The following is an 18,875-nucleotide window of genomic DNA, read 5'->3' as shown; positions in this document are numbered from 1 at the left end:
CTCACCACCCCGACGCGGTGTAGACGACGGCGCGGTCCGACTCCTCGCCCCAGGCGAGCTCGCGCAGCAGGCAGAGGGTTCCTTCGTCGGGGTCGATCAGGCGGATTCCCCGGCGGGCGTACTCCCGCGCCAGCTCGGGGGTCACCATGCCCTTGTGCTGTCCGGTGGGCGCCCACGGTCCCCAGTGGACCGTGAGGAGCCGGCTGCCGGTGCGGTCGGCCCAGCGGCTTCCCATGCTCTGCAAGGCGTCGTTCGCCGCGGCGTAGTCCACCTGGCCGCGGCTGCCCAGCACGGCCGAGATGCTGCCGAAGAACACCGTGAAACCAGGGGGGTTGGACAGGGACTCCAACGCATCCAGCAGCGTGCGGGCGCCGTCGACCTTGGTGTCGAACACCCGCCGGAAGGACTCGGTGTCCTTCTCCGCCAGCATCCGGTCCTCGATCACCCCGGCGGCGTACACCACACCGTCCAGCCGGCCGTACTCGGCGTAGATGTCCTTCACCACCCGGTGCACCGCCTCGGTGTCCCGGGTGTCCGCCGAGTGGTACCGCACCTGACTGCCGAGGGAGCGCAGTTCGTCGACCGTGGCGCTGATCTCGCGCTGCGCGAGGATCTGCCCGACGGTCCGCTCGATCTCGGCCGGCGTGCGGTTGCCGAGCGCCGCCAGGGTGGCCCGGAGCGTCTCGCGGTCGGGCGCCGACCGGGTGGCCGGGTCTTCCGGGCCGCTCGGCGCGGCGGTCCTGCCGACCAGCTCGATCCGGCAGCCGGCGGCCGCCGCCAGCGTCGCGGCGAAGCGTGCCGTGATACCCCGGGCTCCGCCCACCAACAGCACCACGGCGTCCCGGTCCAGGCCGATCGCCGTGGCCTCGGCCGCACCGTCGCCGGCCGGCCCGGCTCCCGTGGCGCCCAGCCGGCCGAGGCCGGTCTCGGCCAGTTCGAGGCCGTACCGACCGCCGGAGGACCGGAGGACGACCGGGGCGCGGTCGGTGGACAGCAACTCGCCGACCAGCGTGGCCGCCACGGCCTCCGCCGGCTCGTCGGAGGAGACCTCGACCACCCTGGCGACCGTGTCCGGATACTCCTGGGCGATGGTCCGGAACATCCCCCGCAGTCCGTCCGGTCGCCCGTCGTCGGCCGCCGCCCCGCCGGGGACGGCGGCGATCAGCCACCGGGGCCCGCGCCGCAGCGCGGCCTGCACCACCGGGAACGACTCCGGCAGCAGCGGCTCCTCGGTGCCGGTCAGCGCCTCCAGATGGAGCACACCGTCCAGCGGGCCGTCCTCGTCCGTCAGCAGGTGCTGACCGTCGCGTACGACGAACTCCGCGCCCTGCGCGGCGAGTTGGGCCGACAGGCGCTCACCGACCGGGCTGTCCCCGCCCAGCAGCGCGAACCGCTTTCCGGCCAGCGCGCCGGGGTCCGCGGCCGGCTCGGGAAGGGCCACCTGCCGCAGCAGCAGCCGGGCGGGCGCCTCGGCGACCACCTCGACCGGGGCCGGCCGGCTGACCGGTTCCGACGGGCTCCGGTCCTCGGGGGGCTGCTCCTCGTCGCCGCGGAGCCGTGCCATCAGCAGGCCGGCGATGCCGGAGGCCGTGCGGGCCGCGGACAGCGCGTCCAGCTCCGCGTCATCGAGCTGGGAAACGCCCGCCCCGCTCTCCCCGCCGGCCCGGACCCGGGCGGCCAGTTCACCGGCGATCTCGATCCGTTTGATCGAGTCGACGCTCAGGTCGGCCTCCAGGTCGAGATCGGGTTCGATCATGTCCACCGGATAGCCGGTGCGTTCGCTGATCAGGCCCAGGATGGTCTGCAGCACGTCATCCTCGGTGAGCGGCGCGGCAGTGGTGGGGGCCTCCTGCGCCGGCGGGGCTGCCGCCTCCGGGACGGGCGCGAGCGGGCCGGGGTCGCCGAGGACCGGGGTGGACGTGACCGGTGCGACCGGCACGGGCACCTGGTGGACGGGCAGCTGCGGAGCCGGCGGTGCGAGGGCCGGCGTGCCCGGCGCGGCACCGAAGTACGTGAGCAGCACATCGCGTTGCGCTGCGACGATCTCCCGGCTGGTGCGCAGGAACTCGGAGACCATCCGGTCCGGGCTGACGGCAGCTTCGTGGGGGTCGGGCGTCGTCACCAACATCTCCTGGATGCGTCGGGCCGGCATGAGAGAGCCGGGCAGTGGGCTGCCGTCACGGGTACGCACCAGGTGCCCGTTGACGGTCCAGCCGGGTCGTTCGGGGGGAGTCGCGTGCCGCAGGTCGGTGGCGTGGCGGCCCTGGAACAGCCAGCCGGTGCGCACCCGCACGCCGGCGACGGCCAGCTGGGCGAGCGCGCCGAGAAAACCGCGCACGCCCCGGCTGCCCGCCCCTTCGGTACCGACCGTCGAGTGCGGGCGGTCCCGGAGGATCGCGGACACCAGGGAGGTGAGCGTCGAGCCGGGCCCGACCCCGACGAAGATCCGGGCCCCGGCCTGGTACATCTGCTCGATCTGCTCGGTGAACCGGACGGGTGCGCCGATCTGTGCGGCCAGTTCGGTGCGTACGTCCTCGGGGCGTGGCGCATAGACGGATGCCGTGCGGTTGGCCCACACCGGCGTCTGCGGTGCGCGTACCGGTGCCTTGGCGAGTGCCTCGGCGAACCGCTCACCGGCGCCGGCGACGACCGGGCTGTGGAAGGCGCAGGCCACCGGGAGGGTCTTGGCGCCGTAACCCTGCGCGCGCAGTCGCTCCACCGCGGTCGCGACGGCGTCGCCGGGCCCGGAGATGACGACCTGCTCGGGCGCGTTGTGGTTCGCGATGACGACGCGGTCCGCCACGCCCGCCGCGTCGAGCTGCCGCGAGACGTCCTCGATGCCGGCCGACACCGCGGCCATGGCGCCCGGGTCCGTGCCGGCCGCGGACACGATCGCCTCGGCCCGTCGCGCACTCAGTTCCAGGAGGGTTGCCGGGTCCAGTGCCCCGGCAGCGCACAGCGCCACCAATTCGCCGTAGCTGTGCCCGGCCACCATGTCCGGGACCACACCGGCGCGGGAGAACAGGTCGTACGCGGCCAGGCCGACCATGCCCAGGGCGGGCTGGGCCACCGTGGTGTCGGTGATCCTGGCCCGCTGCTCGGCCGCGACGGCCGGGTCGAAGGCGTGCGGCGGGTAGAGGTCCTCGGCCCACTCGCGGCCGAGCTGGAGGTAGCGCTGGGCCTCCGGGAAGGCGACGAACAGGTCGGCGAGCATATCCGGCCGCTGACTGCCCTGGCCGGGAAAGAGGAACGCCACCTTCGCGTCGGCCTCACCGTCGTCGGACCCGTCGTCCGCGCCGACGGCGAAGACCCCCGCGGCCGGGTCGTGCTCGCCCGCCCGCGCCCGCCTGAGCAGCACGGCCAGTTCGTCCAGGTCTCCCGCCACGACCGCCGACCGCGCCGGATGCCGCGAGGCATCGCAGCGGCGGGAGGCGGTCACCGCGAAGTCGCGCAACCGCCACGGGCGGCCGTCCCGCTCGTTCTTCTCCGCCAGATCCAGCAGCTCCTGGATCGCCCGGTTGGCGTCCTCACGGTCGGCGCCGCGGAAGACGAACAGCTCGGCCGGCCAGGAGTCGAGCCCCTGCACCGGCGGCGGTCCCTCGTCGTGGGCACGCAGTACGACGTGAAAGTTGGTGCCGCCGAAGCCGAAGGCGCTGACCCCGGCGACGCGCTCGGCCGGCCGCGCCGCCCACGGCCGCGCCGAGGTGTGGAAGGCGAACGGGCTGCTCCCCTGGTCCCAGGCCGGATTGGGCTGCTCCAGCTGCCTCGTGGGCGGCTTGACGCCGGTGCGCAGCGCCATGGCGGTCTTGATCAGACCCGCCAGACCGGCGGCGCACTTGGTGTGCCCGATCTGCGACTTCACCGACCCCAGCGCACAGCTTCCCGGCGCCGCTCCGGCCTGCGTGAACAGCTCGGTGAGGGCGCTCAGTTCGGTACGGTCGCCGACCACGGTCCCGGTCCCGTGCGCCTCGATCAGCCCGACCTCCGTCGGGGAGACCCCCGCGTTGCGGTAGGCGCGTTCCAGCGCGGCACGCTGTCCCTCGGCACGGGGTGCGGTCAGGCCGAGGGACTTGCCGTCACTGGCGCTGCCGACTCCCTTGATCACGGCATAGATACGGTCCCCGTCGCGCTCCGCATCGGTCAGCCGCTTGAGCACCAGGCAGGCGACGCCCTCGCCGAGGGCTATCCCGTCCGCCGCACTGTCGAAGGGGCGGGAGCGGCCGGTCGGGGACAGCGCACGGACCGACGAGAAGAGCAGGTAGTCGTTGATCCCGTTGTGCAGGTCGGCGCCGCCGCACAGCACGAGGTCGCTGGTGCCGGCGGACAGTTCTTTGCACGCCACGTCCACCGCGGCCAGCGAGGAGGCGCAGGCCGCGTCCACCGTGTAGTTCATGCCCCGCAGGTCGAGCCGGTTGGCGATCCGGCCGGAGATGACGTTGGCCAGCATGCCGGGGAAGGAGTCCTCGGTGAGCGTGGGCAGCTGGGCGTCCAGCTCGGGCGGCAGCTGGCTCACGTAGGCCGGCAGCAGCGAGCGCAGCGCGGCGGCGTTCGACAGGTCGCTGCCCGCCTCGGCCCCGAAGACCACGGCGGCCCGGGACCGGTCGAAGTCCCGCTCCCCGTACCCGGCGTCCTCCAGTGCCAGGCGCGCCGCCTCCAGCGACAGCAGCTGCACCGGCTCGATGCTGCCCAGCGAGGACGGCGGAATGCCGTAGCGGAACGGATCGAAGGGGATGTCGGGCAGGAAGCCGCCCCACTTCGAATCGGTGTGGCCACCGTCCGCCTCAGGCGCGTAATAGACCGCCGGATCCCACCGTTCCGAGGACACCTCCCTGACGGCGTCGACTCCCCCGACCACGTTCGCCCAGTAGCTGGCGAGGTCCGGCGCATCCGGGAACATGCAGGACATGCCGACCACGGCGATGTCCAGCGGGGCCGGGGCGGGGAGTTCCTCACTCGGCCGGGGGGCCACACCGAGCCGCTCGCGCGCCCGCGCGGCGTGCTCGGTGTAGAAATCGGCGGCGGCGCTGCTGACCGACGCGTGCAGCTCGGCAATCGTGGTGGCCTGGTTCCGGAGTACGGCAACCTCGCCGGCCATGAACATTCCCTCGGCGAGCTGCCGGGGCTCATCCACCTCGGTCAGCTCCTCGCCGACCCGTTCCACACCCTTGCTGGCGATCCGCAGCCGGCCGACATTGAGCCGTTCCAGCTGCTCCCACGCCTGCCGTTCCGGGACGCCCTGCGACCGCAGCTCGTCCTTGATGCCGAGGTAGTTGTCGGTGAAGGGGCTGGTCACACACCGTGTCGTGTGGCCGGGCGCCGTTTCGAGCAGCTCGGTCCGCCGGGCCGCCAGCACCTGCTGCTGGAAGAGCGGCTGCACCGCGCCATGGCTCACCGCCTCCTCGGTGAACAGATAGGCGGTGCCCATGAGCATGCCCACGGCCACGCCACGGGCGGTCAGCGGAGCGGCGAGCGCGGTGACCATCGCCGCGGACCGTGCGTCGTGAATCCCGCCGGCGAACAGCACCCGCAGCGTGTCGCCCTCGGTGTCCTCGGCCGCGTCGAGGAACTCGGTGAGGACGGCGATCTGCGCTTCCCACAGCGCGAAACTGCTCCGCGGCCCGACATGACCGCCGCACTCCGACCCCTCGAAGGCGAACTTACGGACGCCGACATCCAGGAACTGCCGCAGCACGCCGGGCGAGGGCACGTGCAGGAACGTGTCGATACCGGCCTCTTCCAGCGCGGACGCCTGCGAGGGCCGGCCGCCCGCGATGATCGCGCAGGACGGCTGGAATTCCCGGATGATCTCCAGCTGTGCGGCCCTGGTGCGCTGGGGAGCGAAGCCGAGCACGCCCACACCCCAGGGCCGGCCGTCCAGTGCGGAACGCGTCTGCTCCAGCAGGGTGCGCGTCTGCTCCGGGCCGGCGAGTGCCAGCGCCAGGAAGGGCAGCGCCCCGTCCTCGGCGACCGCCGCGGCGAACCCCGGCTGGTCACTGACCCGGGTCATCGGCCCCTGTGCGAGGGGCAGTTGGGTACCCAGGGCCCGGCTCATCGCCGACCCGCTGCCCAGCGCGTCGAGCGGCACGTCATCCCGTACCGCGTCGCACATGGCAGCGGTGACCGCGCGGACCGCCCCACCCGCATCGCGCCACTGCTCCGCGAAGCGGGAGGCCAGAAAGCCGTCCTGTCCGACGGGAAGCAGCTGCGTCCGCAGATCGCCGGCACCGATCATGCCGGCCACTTCACCTGGGTCGTCCGGAACCGCCGGCGCGTCCGGCCCCCGGCGCCACAGCACCCGGTGCCCGCCCGCCACGACCGTCTCCGAACCGTCCAGGATCCGCACGGCCGCAGCGACGTCCTCCGGGAGGCCGCACTCCTCCAGCAGGGCGAGCTGCGTATCCAGAACGACTCCGGCCGCACCTCCGACCACGGCGGCCGCGGCGGTGTGCGGCCCGATACCGCCGCAGGCCCAGACAGGCAGGTCCAGCGCCGGGTCCGCCACCAGCTGCTGGAGGAGCACAAACGTGCTCAACTCGCCGACCCGCCCGCCACTTTCACTGCCGCGGGCGATCAGTCCGTGCGCACCGCCCCGGGCCGCCTCCAGCGCCTCCGCATGGCTCGTGACCTCGACGAGCACCCGGTGGTCGCCGACGACGTCGGCCAGCCGCAACGGCGCCTCCACGCCGAGCACCACCGTGTGCACGCCCCCGCCACCCACCAGGTCGGCCGCGCTGACGGCACACCCGGCGGCCACCCGCACCCCGAACGGCTTCGACACCCACTGCCGGACAGACTCCAGCGCCTCCCTGGCCCGCCGGTCCCCCTTGCCGAGGTCGAGCACGCCAAGCCCACCGGCCCGGCAGACGGCGGCGACGATTCTCGGATCGGGTTCCCCGAAAGGGCTGATCCCCAGGACAGCATCCGTCAGGCGTGCGGTTGTCACAGAAACTCCGGAAAATGTTGATACAGCAGGTGCAGGCCACAAGCCCATGTGCGTGCGGGTCGGTGGCAAACAGCCTCAGCAGGCGGCTGCGCGCGCGTCAACGAACACCGGGGAAGTGTGTGGTCAGCGACAACGGATAGTGCGAGAAACACTAGACTTTTGGCAGCGCGGCAACGGCAGGGAACTCGACGGAAGACCACGACGACGAGGGCCGGCCTCCCCCTCGGACCGACCCGCGGGCTCGCTCACATTCCGCTCAAGCCCCCTACGGCGGCGGCAAGATGTCCGCGACCGGCGTTGCCAGGCTCCCGAAGGGCATGGGTGGGATGGGCCTGCACGGCGCGCCGGGTACTCAGCACCAGGCGGACTGCTCCCGCGGTCCGAGGGGCGGACCGCAGGTCATGCGTGATCGATTCAATCGCCGGCGATGCTGCCGCGCCGTTCAGGATGTACGGCCTGCTGCGCCAGGCGTTCGGTGTGCGCGGAGCGGGCTTGCGGCCAGGCGGGAGCTTCCGGGGACTCCTGCGCGAGGCCGCTGAGGACGGTGCGGACCAGGCGCTCCGTCTGGAGGTCGATCGCCTCGTGATCATCGTGGCGGACGAGTCCCTCCACGAGGAGGGTGGCGAGCCCGTGGATGGCCGCCCAGAGGAGGAACTCGGCTCCGGGACGAGCCGAGGCGCCGAGGCCGCCGGCATCGACGAGCCGGTCGAGTTCCACAGCCAGCACATCGTGTGGGTGCGTCGACAGGGGGATCTCGGGTTCCCCGGCACCGAATGCGAGACGGGCAACGGCAGGGTCGTCGAGAGCCCAGCTGACGTACCCGCGGGCGTAGGCGATGAGGCGCTGCTGGCCTTCGCACGACGCGTCGTTCACGGCCAGGCTCAGCCGCTCCCCCAGCTGGGCCAACACCCGCCCGGACAGCGCGTGAACGAGCCCCTCCCGCGAACTGAAGTGATGGTAAGCCGCACTGGGGCTGACGCCGACCTGGAGCGAGGCTTCCCGCAGCGACCATCCCTCCACACCACGCTCGCGGACCAGCGCTTCGGCGGCGTCCAGCAGGGCTCCTCGCAGCTCCCCGTGGTGATAGCGATTCTTGGCCATGCGACGGATCTTAACAGCGTTCAGATACATGCTACCTTCGATCAGGCAAATCTGAACACTGATCAGATGGGAGTTCGGCCGTGTGCCAAACCGAGCCTTCACCGCACGCCGCAACGGCTGGAGAACTGGCGCCGCCCGACCGGGCGGACGCCCCCGCGCCGCTCGTCCAGGGCGAGCCGATCGAGGTGTCGAAAGGGGTGTTCGTCATCCCGGACAACCGGGTGCCGATCGTCCCCAACATCGGCATCGTCGTCGGCGAGCACGCCGTGCTGGTCATCGACACAGGGATCGGGGAGCGCAACGGAAGATACGTCCTGGAGCAGGCCAGGCGGCTGGCCGGCGAGCGGCGCCTGTTCCTGACTCTCACCCACTTCCACCCCGAGCACGGCTTCGGGGCGCAAGCCTTCAAGGGCGCTGCGACGATCGTCTACAACGCTGCGCAGCGGGCGGAGCTGCACCGCAAGGGCGCTGCCTATGCCGACATGTTCCGGGGACTGAGCCCCGCAGTCGCGGCCGAGCTGGCAGGCGTGCATTTCGTCGATCCCGATGTGACGTACACGGGGGAGGCCGAGGTCGACCTGGGCGGCCGCAAGGTACTCCTGCGCGAGGTGGGGCCGGCGCACACCGTCGGCGACCAGGTCGTCCTCGTCGACGACCGCATCCTGTTCGGCGGTGACCTGCTGGAGAACCGCATGTTTCCCATCGCCCCGTACTTCCCGCCGCATGACACCGACGTCGACGCGGACCGGTGGATCACCGTGCTCGACCAGCTCCTGGCCCTCGACCCGGCGGTCGTCGTTCCCGGGCACGGCGAGGTCACGGACGCCACACTCATCCGGGACGTGCGGGACTACCTCGACCATGTGCGCACCGAGGCGACGCGCCTGCGCGACCGAGGCACCACGGAGGACGAGGCCGCCGAGAGGATCAGCGACAGTGCCCGGTCCCGATGGAGCACCTGGGAACACCCCGAATGGACAAGCTTCGCCGTGCGGGCCTTCTACAACGGTCACTCGGCCGCCTGATATCGACTCGACGAGCGTCAACCGCCGGCCAAGCCCGCTGATCACGGCGACTGCTCGGCTGCCGGCAGAAGCGAAACCTGCGCCGCGCCTCTCCTCAGAGCGCGAGTTCGGGCCGGTAGTGGTCCAGCCACAGCGCCAGGTCGACCACGCGTTCCAGACGGAGACGGTGGCCCCACTCCAGACGGTCCGGCGGGGTGTCGAGGCAGGGCTTGATGCGGGCTTCGTCGGCCAGCGCCCGGACCTGGTCGACGGACAGCGCATCGCGGGCCAGGTCCTGCAGGCCGCGGTTGTAGTCGGGGTGGTGGGTGGCCGGGTAGTGGTTCTTGGGCCGGTGCAGCACGGAGTGCGGAGCGAGTCCGGCGCCGGCGGCACGCAGCAGGCTCTTCTCCCGGCCGTCGAAGCTCTGCAGCGCCCAGGGCGCGGCGAAGGCGTACGCGACCAGACGGTGGTCGCAGTAGGGGACCCGGACCTCCAGACCCTGGGCCATGCTCAACCGGTCCTTGCGGTGCAGCAGCTGACGCAGCCAGCGGGTCAGGGACAGGTGCTGCATCTCGCGTTGCCGGTGCTCGGCGGGGGTTTCGTCGTCCCGATGCGGTACGGCGGCCAGCGCGCCGGCATAGGTGTCCCGGCGGAACTCCCCCATGCGCAGCCCGAGTTCCGGGTTGAGCGGCATCGCAGCCTCGTCCCCGGTGACGAGCAGCCAAGGGAAGGTGGCCGCGTCCAGTGCCTTCGGGGAGTGGAACCAGGGGTAACCACCGAAGACCTCGTCCGCCGCCTCACCCGAGAGCGCCACGGTGGAGTGCTTACGGATCTCGCCGAACAGCAGATACAGCGAGGTGTCCATGTCGCCGACACCGATCGGTGAGTCCCTCGCGACCACGACCGCCTTGCGGTGCTCAAGGTCGAGCAGGGCGCGCGGGTCGAGGACGACCGTGCTGTGGTCGGTGCCGATGAACGCCCCGGCCTCCGCGGCATACGGGGTGTCGTGGCCGGTGCGCAGCACGTCGCCGGTGAAGTGCTCAGCCTGGTCGCTGTAGTCGACGGCGTACGAGCGGATACGGGCGTCCCGCCCTTCACGCAGCCGGAGTTCGTCGGCGAGCAGCGCGGTCAGGACCGTGGAGTCGATGCCACCGGACAGCAGACTGCACAGCGGGACATCGGCCTCCAGCTGGCTGCGGGCGGCCGCCCCGACCAGCTCACGGATGCGTTCAACGGCCGTGCCCTGATCGTCATCGTCGTGAATCTCTGCCGCCAACTGCCAGTAGCGGCGTTCACGCATACCGTCGCGGTCCAGGACGAGCACGCCGCCGGGCTCCACCTCCCGCACACCGGACCACACCGTCGGCCCGGTGTTGAAGAGCAGGCTGTACGCCTCCCGAAGCCCGTCGGCCTCCACCCGCGGCCGTATCTCCGGGTGAGCGAACAGCGCCTTCGGCTCGGAGGCAAAGGCCACGCCACCATCGACCGCGGCCCAGAACAGCGGCTTGACACCGAGGCGATCACGCACCAGCAGCAGCCTCTGCGCGCGCTCGTCCCACACCGCGAAGGCGAACATGCCCTCCAGGTGGTCGGCGAGATCCTCGCCCCACTCGGCGTACGCGCGCAGCACCACCTCGGTATCACTACGCGTGCGGAAAACGTGCCCACGGCCGCGCAGTTCGGCGCGCAGCTGGTGATGGTTGTACACCTCGCCGCTGTAGCTGAGCACGAGGGCCGGCCGGTCGGGCCGGTCGGTCATCGGCTGCCCGCCGCCGGCCAGGTCGAGGACGGCCAGGCGGCGATGGCCGATCGCGGCGTGCTCGCCGAGCCAGACGCCACCCGCGTCGGGGCCGCGCGCGGTGAGGGTGGCCGTCATGGCCTCGATGACCGCGGCCTGGGTGCGGGCGTCGTGAGAGAAAGATGCCCAGCCGGTGATTCCGCACATGCGGGTGACTCCTGGATTCAGTCGTGGGCGGCGGCCGCCGCGTCGGTGGTCTTCTCCGGCAGAGGTCCAAGCCCTCTGCCGGTCAGTGCGAGCAGGGGTACGGCGAGCCAGGCGGCGGTGGCGGCCAGCGCGAGCCCGGCCCGTACGCCCGCGCCGGGTCCGCTCAGTCCCCAGGCGGCGGTGGCCAGGGCGGGGCCGAGGGCGAAGCCGAGACTGCGGGCGAACTGCACCGTGGACCCGACGGTCGCGGCCCGGTCCGGTGGGGCGGCGCTCATGACAAGAGCCTGGGTGGGGCCGCCGTTCAGACCCATCCCGACGCCGGCCAGCGCCAGCCGCCAGGCCACGTCCAGCGGTGACCAGCCGTCGCCCAGCGGGACCAGCAGAAGCAGACCGGCCGCGGTGAGGGCGGCGCCCGCGACCGCGACCGGCCGGGCGCCGTACCGGTCGGCGATGCGCCCGCCGAGCGGCCCGGACAGGCCCATACCGAGGGGGAAGGCAAGCACGGTCAGCCCGGTCGTGGTGGCGCTGACCCCGTCGTCCCGCTGGAGATGCAGGGCAACCACGTAGTGCATGGCGGCAAACCCGGCTGCGAGCGCCAGCACCGCACCGTGGACCCGGATCAGCCCCACGGACCTCAGGAGTCCGGCCACCGGCCGACCCCCCGGACCGCGCAGCCACCACCACAGCATCGGGACGGCCGCGGCGGCGAGCACCAGCCACGACGGCCGGCCCGCTGCCAGAGTCAGCGCGAGCAGCAGAACCGCCACCCCCGAGGCCACCAGCAGCGCATCCGCCACCAGCCGCAGGCCGGGCCGGCGCAACCCGCCGTCCCGCGGCATGGCCCGCCACGCCATGACCACGGCGAGCACGCAGAACGGGATCTTGACCAGGAAGACCGCCCGCCAGCCCCACTGGTCCAGCAGCAGACCGCCCACGGCGGGCCCGAGCACCGCCCCCAACGGCCCCAGAGTCGCCGGCACGCTCATCGCCCGCCCCCGCAACTCCGGCCGTACGGCCCGCATCGCAAGCACCGGCATCAGCACGAACAGCACCGCCCCGCACGCCCCCTGCATCAGCCGGGCGCCGATCAGCCAGCCCATCCAGGGCGCCGCGGCCGCCACGGCACTGCACAGACCGAAGCCACAGGTCGCAACCAGCACGGCAGCCCGCAGCCCCACCCCGTCGAGCCACCGACCCACAGGCAACAACAAAGCCACCACAGGCAGTTGATAACCGAGCACCGCCCACTGAGCAGCGGCACTCGACACGTGCAGACCATCGGCGATATCCGCCAGCGCCACATTGACGACATTCATGTCGAGCATCGCCACGAACGCCAGCACACCCGCCGCGACAACCAGCGACCAGCGGTCCTCACCGACGGATATGCGACCGACCCGTCCCGCACCGGGAACGTGGTGTGTCACCTTCCCCCTCCCCCCTCACCGTCACGAGCGGGCTGCCGGACGGCAACCTCGCCTCATGAGTCGAGGGGGATCCGGGGTGAGTTCCCGGTAATGCCCGGAATGATGACCGCCTGGCTGATTCCCCGCGCTGATCGGCAGGGAAGCTCGGCATCGCGGACCTGAGCGGTGGCGTCGGGGGGGCTCACCCCGGCACCACCCAACTGATCCGTCCAATCCATCCAATCCATGGGGAGGAATGGGCGGGTGGTCGTAGAACCATGGCAATACTCGGAGAATCAGCAGTTGATTCGGTCAGTCGGCGCGGGGCCGCCACGTCAGTGCGCGTCGTGCGGCTGCGGAACCGCCCGCAACTGTTGCGGCTGCGGCCAGGAGGCCCGTTGCTGCCAGGACGGCCGAGATGAGGCTCCATGACAGGGTTGCTCCGCTTTCTCCCCCTGTGACGGGCTGGACCAGCACGACGTGAACGAAGGCACCAACGGCACCAGCGCCCAAAAGCGGGACCCCGAGGCACCAGAACGCCGTCGTGTGGAACACCTGCCGGCGGCCGGTGAGCACGGTGAGGGGGGCCAGCGTTTGCGCGAATCGCAGAAATTCCGAGAGGGCGGCGAGTGCCATGGCGGTGAGCAGAACGAGCGTGCCGATGGTGCCGAGGAAGGGAATCCAGCGTGACTGATAGCCGACAGTGAAGGATTTGGCTCCGTCTTCAGCCACCGGCTCGGTGAGTGCCTTCACACTCAGGTACAGGTGAGCGGCGCGTTTGACGGTCGGTATATCCATGGGCTTGTCGATATCGGTGAAGACGACGGCCTGTAGACCTTCGGCACGGTTGATGGCACTGACCGGACCGGTTCGCACCGCAGCGGGGGTTTGCCCGAATGTCTGATAGCCGGAGACTCTGAGGCGCTTATCGAGTTCCCCGTACGACACCTTGGTCTCTTGCCCGGCGGGAGGGCAGGGCAGCCGTAGGGCACGCAGGCTGCTGCAAGGTGCTTGGAGGACACGGCTGGCGCTGGAACCGTCAGGCTGGATGTTTCCCGTGCCGATGGCGGCCGTGTGCGCCCCTTCGGGAAGTGCGGCAGTGAAAGCGTCGGTGAGCCGCGTGGTCGAAGTTTGCACGAGTGCCATGGTCCGGCCTTGCGCGGAGTTCAGCTGTTCCTCATCTCCGGAACGGGCGAACAGAAGACTGGTGATGATCTGGGTCTGGCCGATGACGCCGATGGCGATGATCATTGCGGCGACCAGACGGACCACCATGCCAGGGCGGGCCGCAGTGGTGCGAGCGGCGATGAGGCGCGCCGGGGCACCACTGTGGTGAGGCGACTTCGAGGCCCGGCCGCTGATGCGTGACGCGGCCCAGCCTATCGCCCACGGAAGCGTCACCCACACGCCGACGACCGCGAACAGATAAGCCGCCGCGGAGCGTTGTGCACCGAAGGACCTCGATGTCAGAGCCAGGACGAGAAAGGCAGGACAGGACCCCAGGGCCAGAAGTCGCAGCAGCCCACTGCCTGCCGCACGAGGCCTTGTCGAGGCCCCTTTACGCGCGGCGGCAGGACGCAACAAGACGATCAGTCCGAGCATCCCCACCGCGGAAGCGGTCACGGCAGCCGCCAGAGTCACGCCGACGTTGCGCAGGTCCATTGCGTACAGGGTGTAGTCGATCCACGGCAGTTGAACATTTACCAGCAGGAAAGGAACGGTGAACAGGGCTGCGAGAGCAGCGCCAATGCAGACGGGCCGGACCGCCGCCCCGATGTCCATCCATGTGCGTGCCGCGCGGCCGGCACCGAGAGTGTGGAGCAGAGCATCACGACGGTCCCTTCCAGCAGCGCCCATCCTGGCCGCTGCTGCCGCGAGCCCCAGAGCAGGCAGTCCCAGCAGCACGCCGGTGATCGCCATCATGGACGACTGAGGGCCGACGATCCGCAGGTCGCCGAAGACCGGGCCGGGGCCTCCGTACCCGGTGATCCCCTCCATGCGTGCTGTGCCCAGCATCGCCTTGGTGGGACGCACATAAGCCAGCCGTTCGCCCGGTGATGCCAGCCCCTCGGCGGAGACGGTACCGACGCTCGTGCCATATCGGTGGGGGAAATCCTCACTGGCGGGCCCCTCGGCCAGCGCCGGCGACAAGAACACCTCCCCGGGTGCCGGCCAGCGCGCGACCCCGGGCGGCAACGGCGCATCCTTGATCAAGGGGGCGATGACGACCACGGTGAACTGGCGCCCTTGATAGCTGTCCCAGTACCGGCTCCACAGCGCCGAGGCCTGCTGCCCGTGATCCGCAAGGGTGGGTACGCGCTCCGCCCCGCGTTGCTCGCGACCTTCCCACGTCGCAGCGGTGACGACCAGCGAGCAGAGCGTGATGGCGACGACCGCGGTGGCGGCCAACAGCGCCCAGAAGCGGGCCCGGCCGCCCTCGGCGGTCTGCCCGGCTGCTCGGCCGATGCGGAGCATGTGGCGGATCCGACCACGCTTCATCGCGCACCTGCCAGGGCGCCTTGTTCCAGGTGCATGACCCGGTCGGCCCGGTTTGCCACTGCGGGGTCATGGGTGACGACGAGCAGTCCGCATCCGCGTGCGGCGGGTACGGCGAACAGCGTTTCGGCCACATGGTCGCGCGATGCTTCGTCAAGTGCACCGGTGGGCTCGTCTGCCAAGAGCAGTGCGGGGCTGCCGATCAGTGCCCGCGCCACGGCCACCCGTTGGCGCTCACCGCCGGACAGCTCACTGGTGGCGGTGTCAGTGACGGGCACACCCAGTTCATCCAGGAGCTTACGGCTGTCGCCATAGGCACGGTCGCGGTCCACGCCGTCCAGCAGGGCAGCCAACGCCACGTTCTCCACCGGAGAGAGTTCAGGCAGCAATTCCCCGAACTGGAAGACCATCCCCACGTGCTTCCTGCGGAGCTCTGCCAGTCGGCGGCCGCGCAAAGTGACGACATCACATCCAGCGACCATGACTGATCCGGCATCAGGGCGAACGAGTCCCAGGAGGATGGAAAGGAGTGTGCTTTTCCCGGACCCTGAAGGGCCCATGACCGCGACGGACTCACCGGCGCTCACGGCAAGTTCGAGCCCGTCGAGCAGGCGTCGGCCCCCGACCTCGTACCCCAGCTCGCGGACTTCAAGGGGCAACGCATCCGACACGCCATCTGCCTTTCAGAAGAAGAGAATCAGCAATGCGCTGCCCGGGGCGAAGAGCATCCCGGGCAGCGCGATGTCACAGCGGGCCGTTACGGCTTAGTGGTCGTCGCTCCACCAGTTGGAGCAGTCGTCCGGCCACTTGTCGATTTCGGTGCAGACTCGCATGTCCCACACCCTTCCACCCTGATTGCTGTACACCTTGGTGCCCTGTCCACTGTGATTCCACAGTGTGTACAACTCAGTGCTCGGGTTGTTGCGGTTGTACTCAGCCTTTACGGAGTTACCGTCTCCCTTGGTGTCCTGCAGGCCGACCTGAGATCCGCCCCCCGTACGCCACGAATGCGCACCAGAGGTGTACCGGTCCATGTCCGCGAAGGCGGTTGTGGACCCTGCTGCTATGGCAACCCCCGCGACCACCACAGCTGCGCGTGACACTAATGTGCCGACTCTCTTCATGGAGCTTCTCCCGTTGTCGTGCAGACGCCCGCCGGCGGAGGCCGACGGGCGATGGACGCTGACGATCTTTACAGTCGACAAAGGTAGCGTGAAGCCAAATTCTGGCCATTGCGTTTTCGGAGTGGCCGTTCCTGCCTGGAATTGAACATGTTCCAGCGTAGATCACTAAGCGGAAGTACGCGGTCCCGCACCGACATCCACACCGGCAGTCCTGATCCTTCCCGTGCAAGATGCGAACTGTCCGTTCCCGCGGTCTCCGAGGGACGTCGCAGACCCCGTACACCGCAAGGAATCCTCGGCCCTTCGTGAGACTCAGCCAACGCCTGAAGCGATCATTCCGTTCATCGGCCGGCCCCCGCAGGCCTCGAAGCAATTGACCTGAATTGGGTGGCGGTGGGTGAGTGAGTGCCGGGGCTATGCCAACGAAGGCAAGGAAGTGCCCTGGCGTAGCGCTCGGCAGCGGATGACATATCCCGGGCTTGTCCGCGCTTCCTGGAGTCGAGCCATCAAATGGCTGGGACTTAGGGAATACACATCGCATGTCCTGCGGCACAAAAGGGCGACCGTGACCTTGACGAACGGAGTATCCATGCACGAAGTGTCCCGGTGGCCGGGGCACTGATCCATCAAGGTCACGGTCGATCGCCACGGGCACCTCGCCCAGGACGGGCACGAGCACTGCCGTCAGGTGGTGGCGCTGATCCGCTACCGAATTCCCAACTCCCGCAGCACCCGGCGCCGAGCCGCCGCCGGCTCAGCCGGGAAGTAGAGGTAACACACCCCTCCCGACCCACTCTTGACCTGACCCTTTGCATCATGCCGCTTCGTCCGCAGCCAGATGTTCTCGAACTGGGATGGGGGCAGGTAGCAGATGCCGGAGACGATGACAAATATGCAGGTCAACGGCTCGGGCGCGTTCGCCTCGAACGAGCCCGAGCCGGACCGTGCTGAGTTCGTGCTGACTTCCGCTGCCGCCCCTTCCGGTCCGTTCGGGGGCGTTGTGCTGGATCGGTGCTGGCTTCTGGCGCTGAAGGCCGAACCTTGGACAGCACCGAGACGGACGAGATGGGCATTCTTCACTGTGTGTCACCCCGACGCTCACACCGTCTCACGCGCGGACTCCCGCCACGACGGGCCCATGAAGGCCAAGTAAGGCCAAGTGGCGCTGTACGGGCCGTTTGGTGCGGCCGTGATCCATCCTTATCCTGTCGCACTCCCGACCTACGGAGGTGAGCAGCGGTGGATCAAAAAATGTGGACCGTGCCAGCTCTGGCGAACTTTCTCGGAAAGCCCACCTCCTGGGTTTACGACAATCACGAGAAGCAAGCCATCCCCAGCTTCCGTGTGGGCCAACAGCTGCGGTTCTGGCCCAACGAGATCATGACCTGGCTGGAAGAAAATTGCCGCGAACAGGGGGTCGCATGAACGTCAAGTACAAGGAGACGGCCCGCGGCGGGCTCGCGGTGAACATCATCGAGTGCTGAGGTTGTGGGCCCTGACCAGCGTGTTCGTACCTTTCAGCGCTGTCAGGGCCTTCCCTGCTTACACGGCGGAAAGTCCCCGGAATCTTCCTGGGACCGACATGAAAGTCCCTGAAAAGTCCCCGGCCAGCGAGTGCCTCAGGGGAAGCCATCCACCCTCTCAGCTGACCAGCCGAGGACGGGAGGAATTGCGTCTGGGCGTCGGCGAGAACCTCCAGAGCAGCGGGCGACGTGGGTGCCGCCGCAAAGTTCTCGGGAGAAGTCGCCGATGTCGACGATGCGGACCCGCTCGCTCCGGCGGCTTCGGCTTAGGTGCGGTCGGCGTCGCGGGGGATCCTGCCCCTGCACGATGCCCCCACCCTGCGCCCGAGACCATCTCGGGGTGGAGCAGTCGGCGGCGTACCGCACGGCGCCCTCTCGTCCTGTTCGGCCTCAGGCACCGCCGGCGGAGCCTTGTATGAGCCCGTCACTGTGGTAGGGGGAACAGCTCCCAGGCAACATCTCCATCAGCCCGACTGAGAGGCCTACCGTCGGCGGGCGGCCAAGTCGAATCGGGCATCGCGCCCCGCCATGACGCCAGCTCAAACCCGGCAAGATCCGGCGTGACGGATCGAGAGAGAGTCCAGCATTAGCCTGGGGACACCGACATCACCTGTGCCGGGTGCACGACGCCGGAGCGGTGCCCCAGGCCGCAATGGCTCTGCGGACCACTGCGCCCTGCTGGAGCCGCAACCCAACCGAAGGGCGTTATGCCCGAATCGCTGAAAGTGAGTAAAATCAACTCACCGTCTTCCTGAAACCGCAGCTCACAGCCTGTGGCCCCCGCGCATGCGGGGTTGGTCCCTGCGACAGCGTCTCGGCATAGCCCTGCGCGATGTGGTCCCCGCGCATGCGGGGTTGGTCCCCTCACCGCGGTCCAGCAGGCGGTCAACGCCTGTGGTCCCCGCGCATGCGGGGTTGGTCCCGTGTGATCGACGCCGTTCGCGTTGATGTTGACGTGGTCCCCGCGCAGGCGGGGTTGGTCCCGCGCCCGGCCGGACGATGTCCCCCACGCTGTCGTGGTCCCCGCCCATGCGGGGTTGGTCCCTCCTCGGAGTCCTGCCTTCACGAACTCGGGAACGTGGTCCCCGCGCATGCGGGGTTGGTCCCCACTCGCGGCCCAGGGTCTCGGTGCCGATACCGTGGTCCCCGCGCATGCGGGGTTGGTCCCTCGGCCGCGAAGCACCCCCGTGCCTGGTCGGTCTGCTCCCCGCACATGCGGGGCTGGCCCCTTGGCGGGGCAGGACGGCGGCAGGAGCTTGCGGTGGTCTCCGCGTCTGCGGGGTTGGCCCCAACAAGATCGACAAGCAGGATGGTGTCTGCAACTACTCACCGT

At 70.0% G+C, this 18,875-nt stretch carries 9 protein-coding genes and 1 pseudogene; 2 read left to right on the top strand and 8 right to left on the bottom strand.

Translation table 11 applies throughout. The features are described from left to right. Position 1 precedes the first annotated feature (1 nt). Together CPH93_RS29885 and CPH93_RS29880 are read right to left on the bottom strand one after the other, a co-directional pair. The gene (locus CPH93_RS29885; protein WP_443031410.1) at positions 2 to 6,991 is read right to left on the bottom strand and encodes an SDR family NAD(P)-dependent oxidoreductase; all 6,990 of its coding nucleotides are present in this window, start codon (positions 6,989 to 6,991) and stop codon (positions 2 to 4) included. Between the two features lie 366 nt (positions 6,992 to 7,357). Beyond that, positions 7,358 to 8,044: a TetR/AcrR family transcriptional regulator gene (locus CPH93_RS29880; protein WP_096214609.1), complete on the bottom strand. Its 687-nt coding sequence runs from the start codon at positions 8,042 to 8,044 to the stop codon at positions 7,358 to 7,360. A gap of 80 nt (positions 8,045 to 8,124) precedes the next feature. On the opposite strand from CPH93_RS29880, the gene CPH93_RS29875 reads away from it, so the two are divergent. After that, on the top strand, positions 8,125 to 9,069 hold the full coding sequence (locus tag CPH93_RS29875) for an MBL fold metallo-hydrolase (RefSeq protein WP_231977001.1): 945 nt from the start codon (positions 8,125 to 8,127) through the stop codon (positions 9,067 to 9,069). A gap of 94 nt (positions 9,070 to 9,163) precedes the next feature. On the opposite strand, the gene asnB is transcribed toward CPH93_RS29875, so the two are convergent. From asnB to CPH93_RS37035, 5 genes and pseudogenes are all read right to left on the bottom strand, one after another. Further along, positions 9,164 to 10,993 (bottom strand): asparagine synthase (glutamine-hydrolyzing), encoded by a 1,830-nt coding sequence (gene asnB / locus CPH93_RS29870; protein ID WP_096214608.1) that lies wholly within the window; start codon positions 10,991 to 10,993, stop codon positions 9,164 to 9,166. A 17-nt stretch (positions 10,994 to 11,010) separates the two neighbouring features. Next, entirely contained in the window at positions 11,011 to 12,420 is a 1,410-nt protein-coding gene (locus CPH93_RS29865; protein ID WP_096214607.1) for an MFS transporter, read from the bottom strand. A 291-nt stretch (positions 12,421 to 12,711) separates the two neighbouring features. Continuing rightward, the gene (locus CPH93_RS29860) at positions 12,712 to 14,898 is read right to left on the bottom strand and encodes a hypothetical protein (protein WP_096214606.1); all 2,187 of its coding nucleotides are present in this window, start codon (positions 14,896 to 14,898) and stop codon (positions 12,712 to 12,714) included. Next, positions 14,895 to 15,566, bottom strand: a complete 672-nt coding sequence (locus CPH93_RS29855; RefSeq protein WP_231977000.1) for an ABC transporter ATP-binding protein — start codon at positions 15,564 to 15,566, stop codon at positions 14,895 to 14,897. The genes CPH93_RS29860 and CPH93_RS29855 overlap by 4 nt, the downstream gene beginning before the upstream one ends. Before the next feature lie 1,158 nt (positions 15,567 to 16,724). Beyond that, positions 16,725 to 16,871 (bottom strand): annotated as a pseudogene (locus CPH93_RS37035) (peptidase C39 family protein); the annotation flags it as partial. A 387-nt stretch (positions 16,872 to 17,258) separates the two neighbouring features. Here CPH93_RS37035 and CPH93_RS35925 point away from each other — a divergent pair. Next, positions 17,259 to 17,444 (top strand): helix-turn-helix domain-containing protein, encoded by a 186-nt coding sequence (locus CPH93_RS35925; protein WP_159479412.1) that lies wholly within the window; start codon positions 17,259 to 17,261, stop codon positions 17,442 to 17,444. A gap of 194 nt (positions 17,445 to 17,638) precedes the next feature. On the opposite strand, the gene CPH93_RS37650 is transcribed toward CPH93_RS35925, so the two are convergent. Continuing rightward, positions 17,639 to 17,848, bottom strand: coding sequence for a hypothetical protein (locus tag CPH93_RS37650; protein ID WP_159395074.1), 210 nt, complete (start codon positions 17,846 to 17,848; stop codon positions 17,639 to 17,641). Between the last annotated feature and the right edge of the window lie 1,027 nt (positions 17,849 to 18,875).

The sequence above is a fragment of the Streptomyces sp. 2323.1 genome, from assembly GCF_900221035.1.
Classification (GTDB): domain Bacteria; phylum Actinomycetota; class Actinomycetes; order Streptomycetales; family Streptomycetaceae; genus Streptomyces; species Streptomyces sioyaensis.
Note: the sequence above shows the minus strand (reverse complement) of the source record. Positions and strands in the feature narration are given on the sequence as shown.